Source organism: Listeria ivanovii subsp. londoniensis (assembly GCF_000763495.1).
In the GTDB taxonomy this organism is placed as follows: Bacteria; Bacillota; Bacilli; order Lactobacillales; family Listeriaceae; genus Listeria; species Listeria londoniensis.
Window position 1 is genome coordinate 1,735,190 of record NZ_CP009576.1, and the last position, 16,503, is coordinate 1,751,692.

General features: G+C 37.4%; 18 protein-coding genes and 1 other annotated feature. All 18 genes read right to left on the bottom strand.

Annotated features, from left to right (window positions below; translation table 11 throughout):
* Window positions 1-3 precede the first annotated feature (3 nt).
* Window positions 4-1,011 (bottom strand): Holliday junction branch migration DNA helicase RuvB, encoded by a 1,008-nt coding sequence (gene ruvB / locus JL53_RS08495; RefSeq protein ID WP_003719825.1) that lies wholly within the window; start codon window positions 1,009-1,011, stop codon window positions 4-6.
* A gap of 15 nt (window positions 1,012-1,026) precedes the next feature.
* A complete protein-coding gene (gene ruvA, locus JL53_RS08500; RefSeq protein WP_038407379.1) occupies window positions 1,027-1,632 on the bottom strand; it encodes a Holliday junction branch migration protein RuvA in 606 nt (201 codons plus the stop codon).
* A 123-nt stretch (window positions 1,633-1,755) separates the two neighbouring features.
* Window positions 1,756-2,691 carry an L-lactate dehydrogenase gene (locus JL53_RS08505; protein ID WP_003719827.1) on the bottom strand — a complete coding sequence of 312 codons (936 nt, stop codon included), beginning with the start codon at window positions 2,689-2,691 and terminating at the stop codon, window positions 1,756-1,758.
* 70 nt (window positions 2,692-2,761) lie between these two features.
* Window positions 2,762-3,487: a YebC/PmpR family DNA-binding transcriptional regulator gene (locus JL53_RS08510; RefSeq protein WP_003719828.1), complete on the bottom strand. Its 726-nt coding sequence runs from the start codon at window positions 3,485-3,487 to the stop codon at window positions 2,762-2,764.
* Between the two features lie 109 nt (window positions 3,488-3,596).
* Window positions 3,597-4,445, bottom strand: a complete 849-nt coding sequence (gene pheA / locus JL53_RS08515; protein WP_038407381.1) for a prephenate dehydratase — start codon at window positions 4,443-4,445, stop codon at window positions 3,597-3,599.
* A 67-nt stretch (window positions 4,446-4,512) separates the two neighbouring features.
* Window positions 4,513-5,802, bottom strand: coding sequence for a GTPase ObgE (gene obgE / locus JL53_RS08520; RefSeq protein WP_038407382.1), 1,290 nt, complete (start codon window positions 5,800-5,802; stop codon window positions 4,513-4,515).
* A gap of 147 nt (window positions 5,803-5,949) precedes the next feature.
* Window positions 5,950-7,443: a glycerol kinase GlpK gene (glpK, locus tag JL53_RS08525; RefSeq protein ID WP_038407383.1), complete on the bottom strand. Its 1,494-nt coding sequence runs from the start codon at window positions 7,441-7,443 to the stop codon at window positions 5,950-5,952.
* Window positions 7,444-7,517: 74 nt separating this feature from the next.
* On the bottom strand, window positions 7,518-8,336 hold the full coding sequence (locus JL53_RS08530; RefSeq protein WP_003719832.1) for an MIP/aquaporin family protein: 819 nt from the start codon (window positions 8,334-8,336) through the stop codon (window positions 7,518-7,520).
* A 367-nt stretch (window positions 8,337-8,703) separates the two neighbouring features.
* Complete coding sequence (rpmA, locus tag JL53_RS08540; protein WP_003726866.1) at window positions 8,704-8,994, bottom strand: 50S ribosomal protein L27; 291 nt, start codon at window positions 8,992-8,994, stop codon at window positions 8,704-8,706.
* 13 nt (window positions 8,995-9,007) lie between these two features.
* Window positions 9,008-9,325, bottom strand: coding sequence for a ribosomal-processing cysteine protease Prp (locus tag JL53_RS08545; RefSeq protein WP_003719834.1), 318 nt, complete (start codon window positions 9,323-9,325; stop codon window positions 9,008-9,010).
* A gap of 18 nt (window positions 9,326-9,343) precedes the next feature.
* On the bottom strand, window positions 9,344-9,652 hold the full coding sequence (rplU, locus tag JL53_RS08550) for a 50S ribosomal protein L21 (protein ID WP_003719835.1): 309 nt from the start codon (window positions 9,650-9,652) through the stop codon (window positions 9,344-9,346).
* Window positions 9,653-9,664: 12 nt separating this feature from the next.
* Window positions 9,665-9,743, bottom strand: a sequence feature (ribosomal protein L21 leader region).
* Window positions 9,744-9,802: 59 nt separating this feature from the next.
* A complete protein-coding gene (locus JL53_RS08555) occupies window positions 9,803-11,167 on the bottom strand; it encodes a ribonuclease E/G (protein ID WP_038407384.1) in 1,365 nt (454 codons plus the stop codon).
* 52 nt (window positions 11,168-11,219) lie between these two features.
* Entirely contained in the window at window positions 11,220-12,020 is an 801-nt protein-coding gene (gene minD, locus JL53_RS08560) for a septum site-determining protein MinD (RefSeq protein WP_003719837.1), read from the bottom strand.
* Window positions 12,021-12,022: 2 nt separating this feature from the next.
* A complete protein-coding gene (minC, locus tag JL53_RS08565) occupies window positions 12,023-12,700 on the bottom strand; it encodes a septum site-determining protein MinC (RefSeq protein WP_003719838.1) in 678 nt (225 codons plus the stop codon).
* Between the two features lie 177 nt (window positions 12,701-12,877).
* Entirely contained in the window at window positions 12,878-13,396 is a 519-nt protein-coding gene (gene mreD / locus JL53_RS08570; protein ID WP_038407385.1) for a rod shape-determining protein MreD, read from the bottom strand.
* Window positions 13,397-13,400: 4 nt separating this feature from the next.
* Complete coding sequence (gene mreC, locus JL53_RS08575) at window positions 13,401-14,288, bottom strand: rod shape-determining protein MreC (protein WP_038407386.1); 888 nt, start codon at window positions 14,286-14,288, stop codon at window positions 13,401-13,403.
* Between the two features lie 85 nt (window positions 14,289-14,373).
* Window positions 14,374-15,387, bottom strand: coding sequence for a rod shape-determining protein (locus tag JL53_RS08580; RefSeq protein ID WP_003719841.1), 1,014 nt, complete (start codon window positions 15,385-15,387; stop codon window positions 14,374-14,376).
* A gap of 436 nt (window positions 15,388-15,823) precedes the next feature.
* Window positions 15,824-16,498, bottom strand: coding sequence for a RadC family protein (gene radC, locus JL53_RS08585; RefSeq protein WP_003719842.1), 675 nt, complete (start codon window positions 16,496-16,498; stop codon window positions 15,824-15,826).
* Window positions 16,499-16,503 lie beyond the last annotated feature (5 nt).

Consider the following 16,503-nt stretch of genomic DNA (forward strand, 5'->3'; position numbering starts at 1 on the left):
GCTTTATACCTCTTTTTCATAACTTATTCCTAAATGTTTATAGGCGATTTCCGTTGCAATACGGCCTCTTGGGGTTCTTTGCAGAAAACCAATTTGGAGTAGATATGGTTCTTGCATATCTTCAATGGTTTCGCGCTCCTCCCCAATACTCGCAGCAATTGTATCTAAACCGACCGGACCGCCTCTGAATGACTGGATAATTGTATGGAGCAGTTTTTGGTCAATGGTATCCAAACCTCTTGGATCTACTTGAAGTAAAGTAAGTGCTTCTTTAGCAAGTTTTTCTGTGACTGTACCATTGCCCCTCACTTGAGCAAAATCACGGACACGTTTTAACAACCGATTGGCAATCCGCGGGGTCCCCCTCGAACGTCTAGCAATTTCACGAGCACCCAAATCATCTATTTTTGTATCTAAAATATTAGCGGTTCTGAGTACAATCTCTGTTAGTTGCTCTTCTGTATAAAATTCCAAGTGATCAATAACACCAAAACGATCTCGAAGTGGCGCCGATAAAAGCCCTGCACGCGTTGTTGCCCCAATTAGGGTAAACGGTGGTAAATCAAGACGAACCGACCGAGCTGTTGGTCCTGTTCCAATCACAATATCTAAACAATAATCTTCCATCGCTGGATACAAAACTTCTTCAATAGCTCGAGATAAGCGATGAATCTCATCAATAAATAAGACATCCCCTGGATCCAAACTGGTTAAAATCGTTGCCAAATCACCTGGTCGTTCGATGGCAGGTCCACTTGTTGTTTTAATTTGACTACCCATTTCAGATGCGATAACCATCGCGAGCGTCGTTTTCCCAAGTCCTGGTGGTCCATACAAAAGCACATGGTCTAACGCTTCATTACGAAGGGTTGCAGCTTCAATAAAGACGGTTAAATTATTTTTCACTTTATCTTGTCCGATATATTGTGAAAGGGTCTGTGGCCGTAAACTAGTTTCAAAAGATACTTCTTCTGAGTCTACCGTTTCACTTGAAATAATTCGTTCATCCATGCCACAAGCTCCTCTCTATTTTGTCATTAATTTGAGTGCTAACTTGATATAGGCATCACTCGTTAAGTCTTCTTCTTTAACTAATTTTGGTATTACTTTTTTTAATTCTCTCGAGCTATAACCAAGTGCTTCTAAAGCTAAAACTGCTTCTTCTAGTGCTGGTGCAAGCCCACTGACGATATCATTTTCTGGTGTATTATAAACGATGTCACTTGTTACTACATCCGCTAATTTTCCTTTTAAATCAAGGATAATTTGGCGTGCCGTTTTTTTGCCTACACTTGGAAATTTTGTCAAATAGACATCATCTTCTGACTCAATTGCGGTAATTAAAGGCACAACATCCCCAGAGGCAATAATAGCAAGCGCGCTCTTTGGTCCAATTCCAGAAACACTTAGTAATTTTTTAAATAAATAACGTTCTTCTGTTGATTGAAATCCAAAAAGCGAAATATTGTCTTCCCGAACATGTTGATATAAAAACACTTGTGTCTCTGTTCCTTCTAAGCGCTGAAAGGAAAACGGGTTTCCTGTAATGATTTGATAACCAATTTGTCCAGTTTCAACAACAATATATTCTGGTGTAATCGTAGTTATAATTCCTTTTATGTAATCGTACAATTTTTTCGTCCCCTTTTCGTTTCACGTCATACATTATATGATAGCATAAAATGGAACATCTGTACTAGTTTTTGTTATAAAAGAAATCACACAACTTGTTTACATAATACAATTATCGTCACCTTATAACGATTGAATATTTTCTTTAATAACCTCAATAGAATGATTAAATGCTTCTTGCTCTTCGGCGTTTAGTTTTAGAGAGATAATTTCTTTTACGCCATCCTGACTCAATACAGCTGGCACACCAATCGCAAGATCACTTTGGCCGTATTCACCGTCAAGAATACAAGATACAGTTAATGCGCGCTGGCTACCGCTGAATATATGACGACAGATTTCCACAATTGTTCCAGCAATTCCATACTCGGTACAGCCTTTTTGATGATAAATTTCGAAACCGGTATCACGAGCAATCTCACCAATTTGTTTTAAATCAAGGGAATGTCCAAGCTTTTCCATACTATATTCATTTACAGGCTTCCCATAAATGGATGAATGTGACCAAACTGGAAATTGGGAATCCCCATGTTCTCCAAGAATAAACGCATCAATACTTTGCGCAGCGATATCCAATTTCTCTGCTAATAAACGGCGCAATCTCGTTGTATCGAGCCAAACTCCCGTTCCAAGCACTCGCTCTTTTGGTAGTCCTGAAAGTTTCCATACTTGATACGTAATAATATCGCATGGATTCGTTGCAATTAGGAAAATTCCTTTAAAGCCACCTTTCATCATTTCGGGAATGATACTACCAACTATTCTGGAAGTGCTCTTCAATTCATCCAATCTTGTTTGTCCTTCCCTAAGTGGCCCTGCTGTTACTGTGATAACGGCAATATCTACATCTGAGCAGTCCCTTGCCTCACGAACAGAAATATTCATTTTCCCAGGCATAAACGCTGCTGCATCTGCTAAATCTTTCCTGTTTCCTTCGACACGCTCTTTATTTAAATCCACTAGAATTAATTCTTCAATAAATTTTTGGTTTACAAAGGCATGTGCGGCTGCTGAACCTACATTACCTGCTCCAATAATCATAACCTTACGTGATTTCATTTTTGTTCCTCCTACTTATTCATATAAAACACCCCAATTCGGATTTTTCGGAAAGGGGTGTATTTAGCGCCTAATTTATTTCTGCATTAGTATAAACTTCTTGTACGTCATCATCATCTTCTAACGCTTCCATCATTTTATCAAATTGGATTTTATTGTTTTCCGCAATTTCATTATATACAGTCGGAAACATCGATAATTCTGCTGTTGCAAAGGTGTATCCAGCGGCTTGTAAGGTATCTTTCACTTCGGAAAAGGTTCCAGGATCCGTAAAAATTTCAAATACGTCTTCACTGACCTCTACATCATCTGCGCCAGCCTCAATCGCTTCTAGCATAAATTCCTCTTCATCGACGGTTAAACCTTCTCGTAAAATCACTAAATATCCTTTACGATCAAACATATAACTAACGCTTCCCGTTTCTCCTAAGCTACCACCATTCTTGTTAAACGCTACACGCACATTCGTACTTGTTCGATTTTTATTATCTGTAAGCGTATGAACTAAAACAGCAATCCCACCTGGCGCATAACCCTCATAGGTTACTTCATCGTAATTTTCTCCATTTGTGTTTCCAGCTGCTTTATCAATCGCTCGTTTAATATTGTCATTTGGCATATTTACAGCTTTGGCTTTGTCCATTACTAATCGAAGTGACGGATTCAGATTTGGATCAGGCCCTTTTTTGGCTGCAACAAAAATTTCTCTCGCTAACTTCTGAAATACTTTGGAACGCTTGGAATCTTGTGCATTTTTACGGCCTTGAATATTATTCCACTTTGAATGTCCTGACATCTGTTTCACTCCTTTTAGTTTTAGTAAAGCTTTTCTCTTAGAATTTTAACGTAAAAGTGGACTATTCGCAACAAAAAAAGTTACCGCAGCTAGTGCGATAACCCTTGATTTACGTTGTTTGTAATCGGTGAACATGATATGTCCCTAATTTATTCGCCGTACCTCCTAGAAGTGTAATTTCGTCCAGTGCATTGGTAACGAGTTTTTCTCTCCCTTCTGAAAGTACATCGATTAAGAAAAAATATTCACCAAGAGAGGTTTTAAGCGGTCTTGATTCAATTTTACTTAAATCAATATCCCGCCAAGCAAAAGTCGATAATACTTTATGTAACGCACCCGGCATATTATTAGGTAGAATGACAGAAATAGATGTTTTTTCTTCTTCTTTTGGTAATAAAATCGATACTGGCTTACGACTTAAAACAAAAAATCTTGTTTGATTAAGTTCTAAGTCTTGCGCATCTTCTTTGACGATTTCAAGTCCATACTCATCAGCTGCCATCCGAGGTGCAATAGCTGCGACAAGTTCGCTAGGATTATTGCTAACCCATTTCGCGGCATAAGCAGTAGAAGGTGTTACTTCCCGCTCTACTCCATATAATTCAGCCTGTAAAAAAGTATGACATTGCGCTAAAGCTTGTGGATGCGACATCACTTTTTGGACAGATCTCCAAGAATAAGCATGTGCTGGGTGAATCATTAAATGCTGCGCAATTGGTAACACGATTTCCGCCACAACAGGAACACTTGAAAAATGAAATAAGTAATCCAGCGTGATATTCACACTTCCCTCAATCGTATTTTCAATCGGAACTACTGCCACTTCTACTTCTTCTTTTTCAATGGACATAATACAATCTGGAATGGTACTTTTCGCAATCATATCTTCTTTTGGAAAAGCCTTTGAGGCTGCTGCATGTGTGAAAGAGGCTGCTGGGCCTAAATAAGCAATTTTCATTTTCAACTCTCCTTTTTAATGTAGCTAGGAAAAAAGCGTGCACCAAATGAATGGTGCAGCACTTTGTTTACTCCATAAATTCAAATTCATAATCAAGCAGACGTACAATATCCCCGTCTTTAGCGCCGCGTTTCCGAAGTGCTTCATCTACACCCATTGCACGAAGTTGACGCGCAAAACGGCTAATAGAAGCATCTCTTTCAAAGTTCGTCATCGTGAATAAGCGTTCGATTTTCGTTCCACTTAACACAAATGTACCATCTGGTTCTCTTGTAATTTCGAAGTCAGGTTCTTCTGCAACATATTTATAAAGAACTGTATCTTCATCTTCTTGTTCCAAAATTTCGTTAAGTGGAAATTCTGGTGTTGTTTCTAATTTATCAGCAATAGCAAGAAGTAATTCACGAAGTCCCGTTTTTGTTACAGCTGAAATTGGGAATACTGGAATCTCTTCTTCTATTTTAGTTTTAAATTCTTTTAAATTTTCTTCCGCATCTGGCATATCCATTTTGTTAGCAACAATGATTTGCGGGCGTTCCATTAATCGCAAATTATATTGTTCTAGTTCATTATTAATTGCCACGTAATCATCAAACGGTACACGTCCTTCTGAACCAGACATGTCAATTACATGGACAATAACACGTGTTCTTTCAATATGGCGCAAGAATTGATGGCCTAAACCGACACCTTGACTTGCCCCTTCAATTAGTCCTGGTAAATCCGCCATAACAAAACTACGACCATCACCAGCATCCACCATTCCTAAATTGGGAACAATCGTTGTAAAGTGATACGCTGCAATTTTAGGTCTTGCTGCTGATACAACAGATAATAAGGTTGATTTACCAACACTCGGGAAGCCAACTAAGCCAACATCTGCTAGTACTTTAAGTTCTAATTGCACATTTCTTTCTTGACCTGGCTCTCCGTTTTCGGATAGTTCAGGAGCTGGGTTTGCAGGTGTAGCAAAGCGTTTATTTCCTCGTCCGCCACGACCTGCTTTCGCGATAACTGCTCGCTGACCATGAGCAACTAAATCGGCAATAATTTCGCCCGTATCTATATCTTTTACAATCGTTCCTTGTGGTACCTTCACGACTAAATCTTGCGCACCTCGACCATGCATACTTTTGCTCATGCCATGTTCACCGTGTTCCGCTTTAAAAATTCGTTTAAAACGAAAATCTACTAATGTCCGCAAACCTTCATCAACGACAAAAACAACATCTGCCCCTTTACCTCCATCGCCTCCAGCAGGACCACCGTTTGGTACAAATTTTTCGCGACGGAATGCCACCATACCGTCCCCACCATTTCCAGCTTTTACATAAATCTTAACCTGATCTACAAACATAATTTTATATTCTCCCGTTCCTTAAAAGTCTTATCTTTCATTATAACGAATAAACTATACATCTGTCACTATATTTATTTTTATTTTTGCGAAACACATAAAAAAGTGCCCCAAATGAGACTATTCATTCGGGACACTTTTACTAGATTATTTGAAAGCTTGTGCTGCTTTAACAGCTTTATGCCAACCTTCATATAGTCCTTCTCGTTCTTCTTCTTTCATTTCTACTTCAAAACGATTATCTAGCTTCCAATGTTTTTTAATTTCATTTTTATCTTTCCAAACACCTACTGCAAGCCCAGCTAAGAATGCTGCTCCAAGTACCGTAGTTTCTTTATTTTCTGGGCGCTCAACTGGAACACCTAAAATATCTGATTGGAATTGCATTAAGAAATTGTTCGCTGATGCTCCGCCGTCAACCCGTAATGTTTTCAACTTAATACCGGAATCTTGTTCCATTGCATAAAGCACGTCTCTCGTTTGATAAGCAAGTGATTCTAATGTCGCACGAATGAATTGTTCTTTTTCCGTACCACGAGTTAAACCAAATACCGCACCGCGAACATCAGAATCCCAGTAAGGTGCGCCGAGACCAACAAATGCTGGTACAACATAAACGCCGTCAGTAGACTCAATACGACTAGCATAGTTCTCAGAGTCGCCTGATTGACGAACCATTCGTAAACCATCACGTAACCACTGAATTGCAGAACCAGCAACAAAAATACTACCTTCTAACGCATATTCTACTTTACCATCAATTCCCCATGCCAGGGTTGTAAGTAGACCATTTTCAGAACGCACCGCTTTTTCTCCTGTATTCATTAATAAGAAACAACCAGTTCCATAAGTATTTTTCGCCATTCCTTTTTCAAAACAGCCTTGACCGAATAAGGCAGCTTGTTGGTCACCGGCAATACCCGCAACCGGAACTTCTTCTCCAAAGAAATGGTAAGGAACTGTATTTGCGTATACTTCTGACGATGGACGAACTTCTGGTAACATTGCTCTCGGGATATTTAGCATTTTCAGAAGCTCATCATCCCATTCTAAATCGTAAATATTATAAAGTAGTGTACGAGAAGCGTTGGAATAGTCTGTAATATGAGCACGACCACCAGTTAATTTCCAAACTAGCCAAGTATCAATCGTTCCGAAAAGTAATTCGCCTTTTTCCGCACGTTCTTGAGCTCCGTCTACATGATCCAAAATCCACCGCGCTTTTGTTCCGGCAAAGTAAGGGTCAATTAAAAGACCTGTTTTAGAACGAATTGTATCTTCATAACCGTCTTTACGAAGCTGTTTACAAATATCTTCTGTTTGACGAGATTGCCAGACAATTGCATTATAAATCGGATTACCACTTTCTTTATCCCAAATAACAGTTGTTTCACGTTGGTTGGTGATACCAATACCTGCAATTTCTTTAGAAGAAATGTTTGTTTTTAATAACACACCAGCAATAACTGCTAGAATGGAAGCCCAAATTTCATTGGCACTATGTTCTACCCAACCTGGTTTAGGAAAAATTTGATCAAACTCTTCTTGTGCAACGCCAATTACTTCTCCTTCTTCATCAATAATCATCGCTCTTGAGCTTGTTGTTCCTTGATCGAGTGCCAAAATGTATTTCTTTTCCATGTAAAATTCCTCCTCTAGTTTTAAGTACAACGAAAGCCCTGCGACTTTCGTTTTTAGCTAGTAATGATTCTAGCTTATGCTAAATCTTTTTTCTTGTCGAGTTGTGCGGTTAAAATAAGGATTAAAATAAATAATACAGCGAATACCCATAACCACATTCCATATTCACCATTTACAATTGCATTATACCCTAAAGCACCTAATGCTCCTCCCATGATTGGTCCTAGAACCGGAACCCATGAGTAACCCCAATCTGACCCACCTTTACCTGAAATTGGCCAAACAAAATGCGCAATTCTTGGTCCAAGGTCACGAGCTGGGTTAATTGCATAACCAGTTGTTCCACCGAGTGACATACCAATTGCAATGATTAACGCACCAACAACAAGCGGATTTAAACCATCTGAGAAAGAATTTGCTCCTAATGATAACAAACCAAAAACTAAGACAAAAGTGCCTAATGCTTCACCAAAAAAGTTAGATGTAAAGTGGCGAATCGCCGGTGCCGTTGCAAAAACCCCTAATTTAGTAGGTTTGTCCTCCGTTTGTTTCCAATGTGGATAATAGTGTAACCATACAAGTGTTGCCCCAATAAATGCCCCAATGAACTGAGCTACAATATACGGCAAGACATAATCCCATGGGAATACACCTGCAAGCGCCATACCGACTGTTACAGCAGGATTAAGATGTGCCATACTCATATATCCAGAAACATAGACTCCCATTGTCACACCGAGCCCCCAAGCTAAAGTAACAACGACCCAGCCAGCATTTTCTGCTTTGGATTTTTTCAGTGATACCCCGGCTACAACACCCGCACCTAATATAATTAGGATTGCTGTACCAATTAATTCACCTAAAAACTGTGTTGCTAAACTTGTGTCAATCATTTTTTCCAACTCCTTCTTCTTGCTTATTTGTAGCACCGGAATTTTCCTTTACTAGTCCCCTTACATTCCGATTATCAATTAACTTCAAAAAAAGAATGACAATCAAAACTTAGGCAAACTAGTGCCTTGCATCGTTTCGATTGTCATCTCTTCTCCTGACATGTTAATTAACTTGAGTCTATTTAACCATACCAAGAAAACGCTGTCAATCAAACGACTTGTCCCATTTTTCACAATGTATGTATCTTTATCTGCCTCTTTACTTCTACCCCAATTTAAAAGTTTTCTAACCCCGATTATAAGAATTTTTTTCACAAAGAAAGGCAAATAAAAAAACCGCCACAAGTGACGGTTTTAATTTATCTTATTAAGCTTCTTGTACTTCAGGATAAACGCTAACTTTTTTCTTGTCGCGTCCCATACGTTCAAAACGTACAACGCCATCCGTTTTAGCAAATAAAGTATCATCGCCGCCACGTCCTACGTTAGTTCCTGGATAGATTTTAGTACCACGTTGACGGTAAAGGATAGATCCACCAGTAACAAATTGTCCGTCCGCACGTTTTGCACCTAATCGTTTTGATTCAGAGTCACGTCCGTTAGAAGTCGAACCGCCACCCTTTTTGTGCGCAAAATGTTGAATATCAAATTTTAACATGAAATTCCACCTCCTATTTGGAGTTAATTTTTATATGATCAGGATAGCTGTACGCTAATGACCTTAGTTGATTTTCCATCCCTGTAAGCAAGATTTGAACCACTTCGTCTCCAACAAATTCAGCAGGTACAGAATAATAAAGGTAACCCTCTGCTTCTTCTATCTCAGGTTCAAAGTCACGCACTTCCGAAATAGCATTCACCATTCCAAAAGCAATCGACGAAGCACCTGCACAAACTAAATCACTGCCGCGTTCGGCAAAATCAGCATGTCCACTCATTGTAAAAGAAATTATTTGATTTTTTTCTCGCAAAACATCGACTTGAATCATTTGTTTCGTCCTTTCAAATTAAGCATTGATTGCATCAATAGTTAATTTTGTGTAAGGTTGACGATGACCTTGTTTTTTGTGGTAGTTCTTTTTCGGTTTATATTTATAAACTGTCAATTTCTTCGCACGGCCTTGTTTTTCAACTTTAGCTGTTACAGTTGCTCCGTCCACGAATGGAACGCCAACTTTAGCGGAATCTCCGCCTACGAATAGAACTTTGTCAAAAGTAACAACATCACCAACTTCACCTGCTAATTTCTCAACATAGATTTCTTGGCCTGCTTCTACTTTGATTTGTTTCCCACCTGTTTCAATAATTGCGTACATACTTGCACCTCCTCATATACTAAGACTCGCCATCACAGGGGACTTACACAAGGTAAATACTTAACCCAGCTCTGTGCGGTTGTAGCTTGGTGCGCTACAAACATAACAGTAAAATGATAGCATAAAGAAGCCACTACTGTCAATCAATTATTAATTTTGCTTCTCTACACGTAAAATTTGATAGAACGGTATTCGTTCATCTGCTACTTCCCAATCAACCGGTGCATCATTTAAGGTGTTTAAATCCAGAAAAGTATCTAATACATCTTCTGTTGTAATGATCTGGATACTTTCTGGCTCCCCTTGCATAATCCCTGAAAGTTCTCTTTCTAATTGGTATGCAAGTGTCTCTTTAGATGCTACATGACCTGTTCCGTAGCAAGTCGGACAAGGAATCGTTGTAGCTTCTAGAAATGACTGTTGTTTCTTTCGTCTGGTTAGCTGAAGAAGCCCTGACTGCGAAAGCGCCGCAATTTGGGTTGTAATATATTCTTCTCGTGTTTGCCGTTCTAACACCTCATAGAGTTCTGTGTAGCCACTTTCCGACATCCCGCCGATAAAATCTACTAAAATCATGCCACTCATATTTCGAAGGCGAATTTGTTTAAGTATTTCTGGAACCGCTTTTTGATTAATAAGCTCTACTGTTTTTTCTTTTTCTGTAGAACCTTTATAGCGACCAGAGTTAACATCTATCACCCACATCGCCTCTGTTTTCTCAATAAATAAAGAAGAACCATTCGAAAGATGAACTACAGGACGACTTAGGCGATCAATTTGTTTTTTTATACTTAAATCGGCAAATAAGTCTGCACTTTTCGTTAGAGTTACTTGATCTGACCAATTCGACTCAAGCACTCTCGCAAAATCAAAATCATCCGTAATTATTTCATCTGGTTCATAACGTTGAATAAATTGTTTAGTACTAGCAAACACCCCATAAGCCGCAGATAAAAGCAGCCCTGGTTTTTTTCGTTTATTACTTTTTAGAATTACTTGCTCGTACTCTTCTCTAGCTTCATTTAGTGCTGTTTCCAATTGTTCTTTCGTGGCTTTTTCAGCACTAGAGCGGATTATCACAGCTTCATTTTTCCCTAAAAGCAATTCGATTGTTTTTTTCAAGGGCTCTTTATCCATAATTCTTTTTGAAATAGAGATATATTCTTTTCCATATAAATAAACAAGTAAATCTCCTGGAAATGTTAGTTCAGCGGTTAAAAGCGGAAGTTTAGTCACACTGCCTTCGCGGATAATTTGAACGGGCAGTTTGGCTCCTTGTGTTTTCTCATAAAAATCTGGAATATCTTTCAAATGGATAAAACCTTTATTTTGATTGCCTAAGTCAACAAAAGCCGCATTTATTTTCCGGTCAATTTTTTGAATAAAACCATAAAAAATATCACCCACTTGGATTTTATTAGATGGCCTAATAACTTCCATATCAATCATTTGCTCATCTTCAAGAACTGCTATTCTTTTTTCTATATAAGCTGCACTAATTACTACTTTTTTCATTTTATCACCTTTTATAAAGACCCTTCATCCAAAGACAAAGGGTCCTAATTTTTTATTTACCGCCAAAAAGTTGTTTTAGGCGTGCGAAAAATCCTGGCTTCTTCGCTTCGATAGACATTAACGGAATCGATTCACCGAGAATGCGTCGAGCGATATTTCGATAACCTTGAGATGCACGGTTATTCGGTAACATCGCAACCGGATCCCCGCTGTTAGATGAGCGAATAACTTCATCATCATCAATAATAATTCCGAGCAATTCAATGGATAAATGTGTGGTAATCTCATCAATATCCATCACATCGCCATTTACCATCATTTGCGTACGAATACGATTAATAATAAGTTTTGGTGGTTCGATAGCTTCTTTTTCAAGTAATCCAATAATTCGATCCGCATCACGCACAGCGGAAATTTCCGGAGTAGTAACAACAATAGCTTTATCAGCTCCAGCAACCGCATTTTTATATCCAGTTTCAATTCCTGCTGGACAATCGATTAGAATAAAATCATAATCTGGACGTAATTGGTTAATTAAGTCTATCATTTGTTCTGCCGAAACCGCATTTTTATCTGTTGTTTGTGCTGCAGGTAGCAAGAAAAGTAAATCATCAAAGCGTTTATCTTTTATCATTGCTTGATGGATTTTACAGCGTCCTTCCACTACATCAACTAAGTCATATATAATTCGATTTTCAAGACCTAAAACAACATCTAAATTGCGAAGGCCGATATCCATATCAATTAAGCACACTTTCTTACCTTGAAGAGCAAGTGCCGTTCCCAAGTTAGCAGTTGAAGTAGTTTTTCCTACTCCACCTTTCCCAGAAGTAATGACTATAGCTTCTCCCATGTTTAACGCCCTCCTTGAAAATTAGAAATTTCGGGTCTAATTTTTCTTATCTTATGTATCTCGTCAATGACAATTTCTCCAGTATCAGCAACAAACGCAGAAAATAAATCTGTATCTAAAACTTCTTTATATTCTTCATTATCAAAACCATAAACTTTACCAGCAATTCTAACTTGTGATGGATAAAGAAATTTCCCAGCTACAACTGCACTTTCATTTCCTTCAAACCCAGCATGAATAATCCCCTTAATATTACCGAGCACAAAAACATTGCCATTGGAGCGGATTTGTCCACCTGGATTCACATCACCAATCAATAAAAAATCGCCAGGGACTTGAACGACTTGCCCAGAACGAATAATGGTCGCCATAGAAAAAATTTGGTCACGCTCTTTCCATTTTCTGGCGTCATCTTTGGACATCACATTACTATAAAATGCACTAATTTTCATTTGACTGTTATTATGAATAATAGTAGATATTTCAAGTTCTTCTTCCTCTGAGAACAGACGGTTACCAATTTGAACTTGTACCTCTAACTTTTCACCAGAGTATGGGTTTTGTTTTTTATCAGCTAGTAATTGCGACAATTCTTGTTGTAACTCAAGGAAACTAGCCTTATCACTAAGAAAAATACTAATGCCATCTTTTGTGCCTTTAATTTGAACATTCTTCTTCATATACGATTTCACCCCGCAACATTTATACTCTAGTCTTTAGTATACACTAACTCAAATTAAATGATAATAAAAATATACTTTTTCTGAAAAAAACAGCTTGAATCGCAAACTGTGAAAGCCTTACACAGTCATACTTTTTCAAGTAATTGCGAATTCAAACTGTTAATATGACGATAATTACTCTGATTTAACCAATCGATTCAAAAATAGTCGGAATGGATAAAAAACAACTAAAAAGAATGCAAAATTAAATAAAATGGTCGTCCATAAACGTTGATCAATAAAAACCGGAATACTCATCGTTGTTGAACCAATTAAATAATAAAATGCATAAACCAAGCTTTCGGTAAGAATAACGTTAAAAATAGCTATTAAACCAACAAGGAAAACATTATTTTGCAGCACTTTCATAAATTTATCTGTAATATATACAGTAAAAGGAAAAATAGCAAAATAAATCCCCATAACACCAGTATAATAAATATCAAATAACAGTCCTAAGATAAAAGCATATACTAAAGTAGTATTACGCTTATAAAAACATGTCATTATCGTCAACATTACCAGTAAAAAATGTGGAATAAACAGATGCTTATCATTAAAAAGGCCATTAGCAAATTGAAGACTAAAGACGCCCTCTAAAATAAAGGCGCCGACCATGATTGCGGGGAGAGCAATGTTTTTCTTTAAATTCATATAATTACTCTCCTCCAGTCGTGTCCGAGCTAGTTGAGTCATCCGCTGAAGTCCCTGTTTCTGCTGAACGTTTCAAAACAGTAACATGATTTAAATCGTAAATATCAGCACCTGGTTTAATATAAGCTGTTTGAGATAATCCCATTTTATCGGTTTCCACTTTTTCAATTGTTCCAATGAAAATACCAGCTGGGAATTTACCTCCAAGTCCAGAAGTAACTACCTTCTGTCCTTTTTTAAACTTCATATCATACGGTAATTGTTTTAATTCAAGCAACTTCGTATCACTGTCGTAACCATTGATAATTCCGTAGGCGTTTTCTGTACCTTGTACTTTTGCAGAAACACGGTTTTTCACGTCGGATGAAGTTAATAATTCAACCGTAGCCGATTTAGCTCCTGTAGTTGTTACTTTACCAATAAGTCCACTTGGTGTAGTAACTGCCATATCTGGTTTCACTCCGTCGCTAGAACCTTTGTCAATTTCCACTTGGTCATTCCAATTTGTTGGATTTCTAGAAATAACAGAAGCATTGACTGGATCATAATCACGAATACTATCAGCAATATCAAGATTTTCTTTTAAGTCTTTATTTTCTTTTTTTAAGTCTGCAACTTCACTTTCAAGTTGTGCCAATTCTTCTAAACGTTCTTTCAGATGTTGATTTTCAGTGTAGGTATTTTTCAAGTCTGTAACTCCACCAAAAACACCTGAAACAAATGAAGTAGGCTTAGCTACAATATTTTCACCAAATCCAACAACATCTTTCACAAATTGTTCTGGCCACGAAGCATTCTCACGATCACGTAAAGAAAAACCAACTAAAGCGACAAGAACAATAATAGATATTAACAAGATAATCAAACGTTTATTTAGAAAAAATTGTGGCATAACGACACCTCATCTCGTTAGTACTCTTTTTTCGTTTTTTGGAAACTAATTCATCTTGTTATATGACATAAATGAGTGTGTCCATTTAGTTCATTTTTTTACGTTTATACATGTCCATATTTTCTAAAGCTTTACCAGTACCAATTGCTACACAATCAAGTGGTTCGTCAGCAATAATGACTGGCATTTTAGTTTCTTCAGAAATAACTGTATCCAAATTACGTAATAATGCTCCACCACCAGTAAGTACAATCCCTTTATCCATAATATCTGCGGAAAGTTCAGGCGGTGTATTTTCAAGTGTTCCTTTAACAGCATCAATAATTGCTGCCACAGTGTCAGCTAGAGCTTCACTAATCTCTTCAGGAGTAACTTCAATTGTTTTTGGTAATCCAGTTACTAAGTCACGACCACGGATGCTAAATGGAGATAAGTCTAATCCCTTTGGACTAGCAGAACCAATTTCCATTTTGATAGCTTCAGCAGTACGGTCTCCGATTAACAGATTATACTTTTTGCGAATATAATTAATGATAACTTCATCTAAATCGTCGCCAGCAGTTCTTACAGAGCGGCTAGTTACAATTCCACCTAGAGAAATTACAGCAACTTCTGTCGTTCCTCCACCGATATCAACAACCATACTTCCTGTGGGTTCTCCAACTGGAAGACCTGCGCCAATAGCTGCTGCAAAAGGTTCTTCAATTGTGAAAGCATCTTTTGCTCCGGCTTGACGAGTGGCATCAATTACGGCACGTTTTTCTACACCTGTAATTCCTGAAGGTACACATATCATCACACGCGGTTTGCTAGCATTAACACTTTTACCAGCTTTTTGTATGTAATACTTCATCATTGCTGCTGTTGTATCATAATCAGCAATAACCCCATCTTTCATCGGGCGAATTGCAACAATATTCCCTGGAGTTCTTCCAATCATATTCTTTGCATCACTACCAACGGCAACAATTTCTTGTGTGTCTTTTTTCATTGCAACAACAGAAGGCTCACGAAGGACAATACCTTTTCCCTTCATATAGACAAGCGTGTTCGCAGTTCCTAAGTCAATTCCAATATCTTTATTACCAAATCCAAACATCTGTATTCTCCTTTTCCTTCGTAATATTCTACAGGATACATTAAGTTTCCTTATTCATCCATTAAATTAATGTTACCTTATCCCTTTGTGTTAATATTTCTATCTAACACATAAACAACCATCTTATTATAACATAACTAAGACTATCAGACATTAATTTTTCATTAGAAGGAAAAAATTTTAACTTTTCTTTAAAAACCAGCTTGTAGTTCTATATTTTTACTATTATACGTGGAATAAAACAAGCATTATTTTTTATATTCTACTTTACATGGAATTATTGGGAACAAAAACATCCCTAATATAACTATATAAACATAAATATTCTATATATATCTTCCATCTGCTAAGCATGTTTAGTCCCCTACTGTTATTTATTGATACTCACTTTAGGATCGTAAAGTATGTCTGTAGATAATTTGTGAACAGTGTTTTTTCAGAAATAACCTTTTTCTTTTAGACTAATGTACTTATTTTTTCCAATAATAATATGGTCTAGTAGTGTAATACCAATAATACTACCCGCTTCCACTAATCGTTTTGTCACAAGTAAGTCTTCACTAGATGGAGTTGGATCCCCAGAAGGATGATTATGAAAGCACATGATAGAAGCAGCAGACTTTCTTAATGCTAACCTAAAAACTTCTCTAGGATGGACAATAGATGCATTTAGTCCCCCAACAAAAATCGTTTGTCTGTAAATGACTTGATTTTTAGTATTTAAAAAAATGCAGTGAAAATGTTCTTGAAAAAGAAAAGCTAATTCCGGCATAACTAATTTCGCTGCATCCCCTGGACATCTAATGACAATTTCTTCACGCTCCGTTACTAAACTAATTCTCTTTCCTAATTCAATAGCGGCCATTATTTTAGAAGCTTTAGCAATACCAATGCCATTAATTAATTGAAACTCTTCCAAAGAAGCATATTGCATTTCAGCTACATGTTTGAATTTCATAATAATACGGTTCGCGATAGTTAAAACAGACTCACTTTTCGTGCCTGTTTCAATGATAATTGCGACTAATTCTGAAGTAGAAAGTGCCTCTATACCATAGTTTTGTAATTTCTCGCGAGGCTTCTCATTTCCTGAAATTTCGTTTGATAACATGAAAG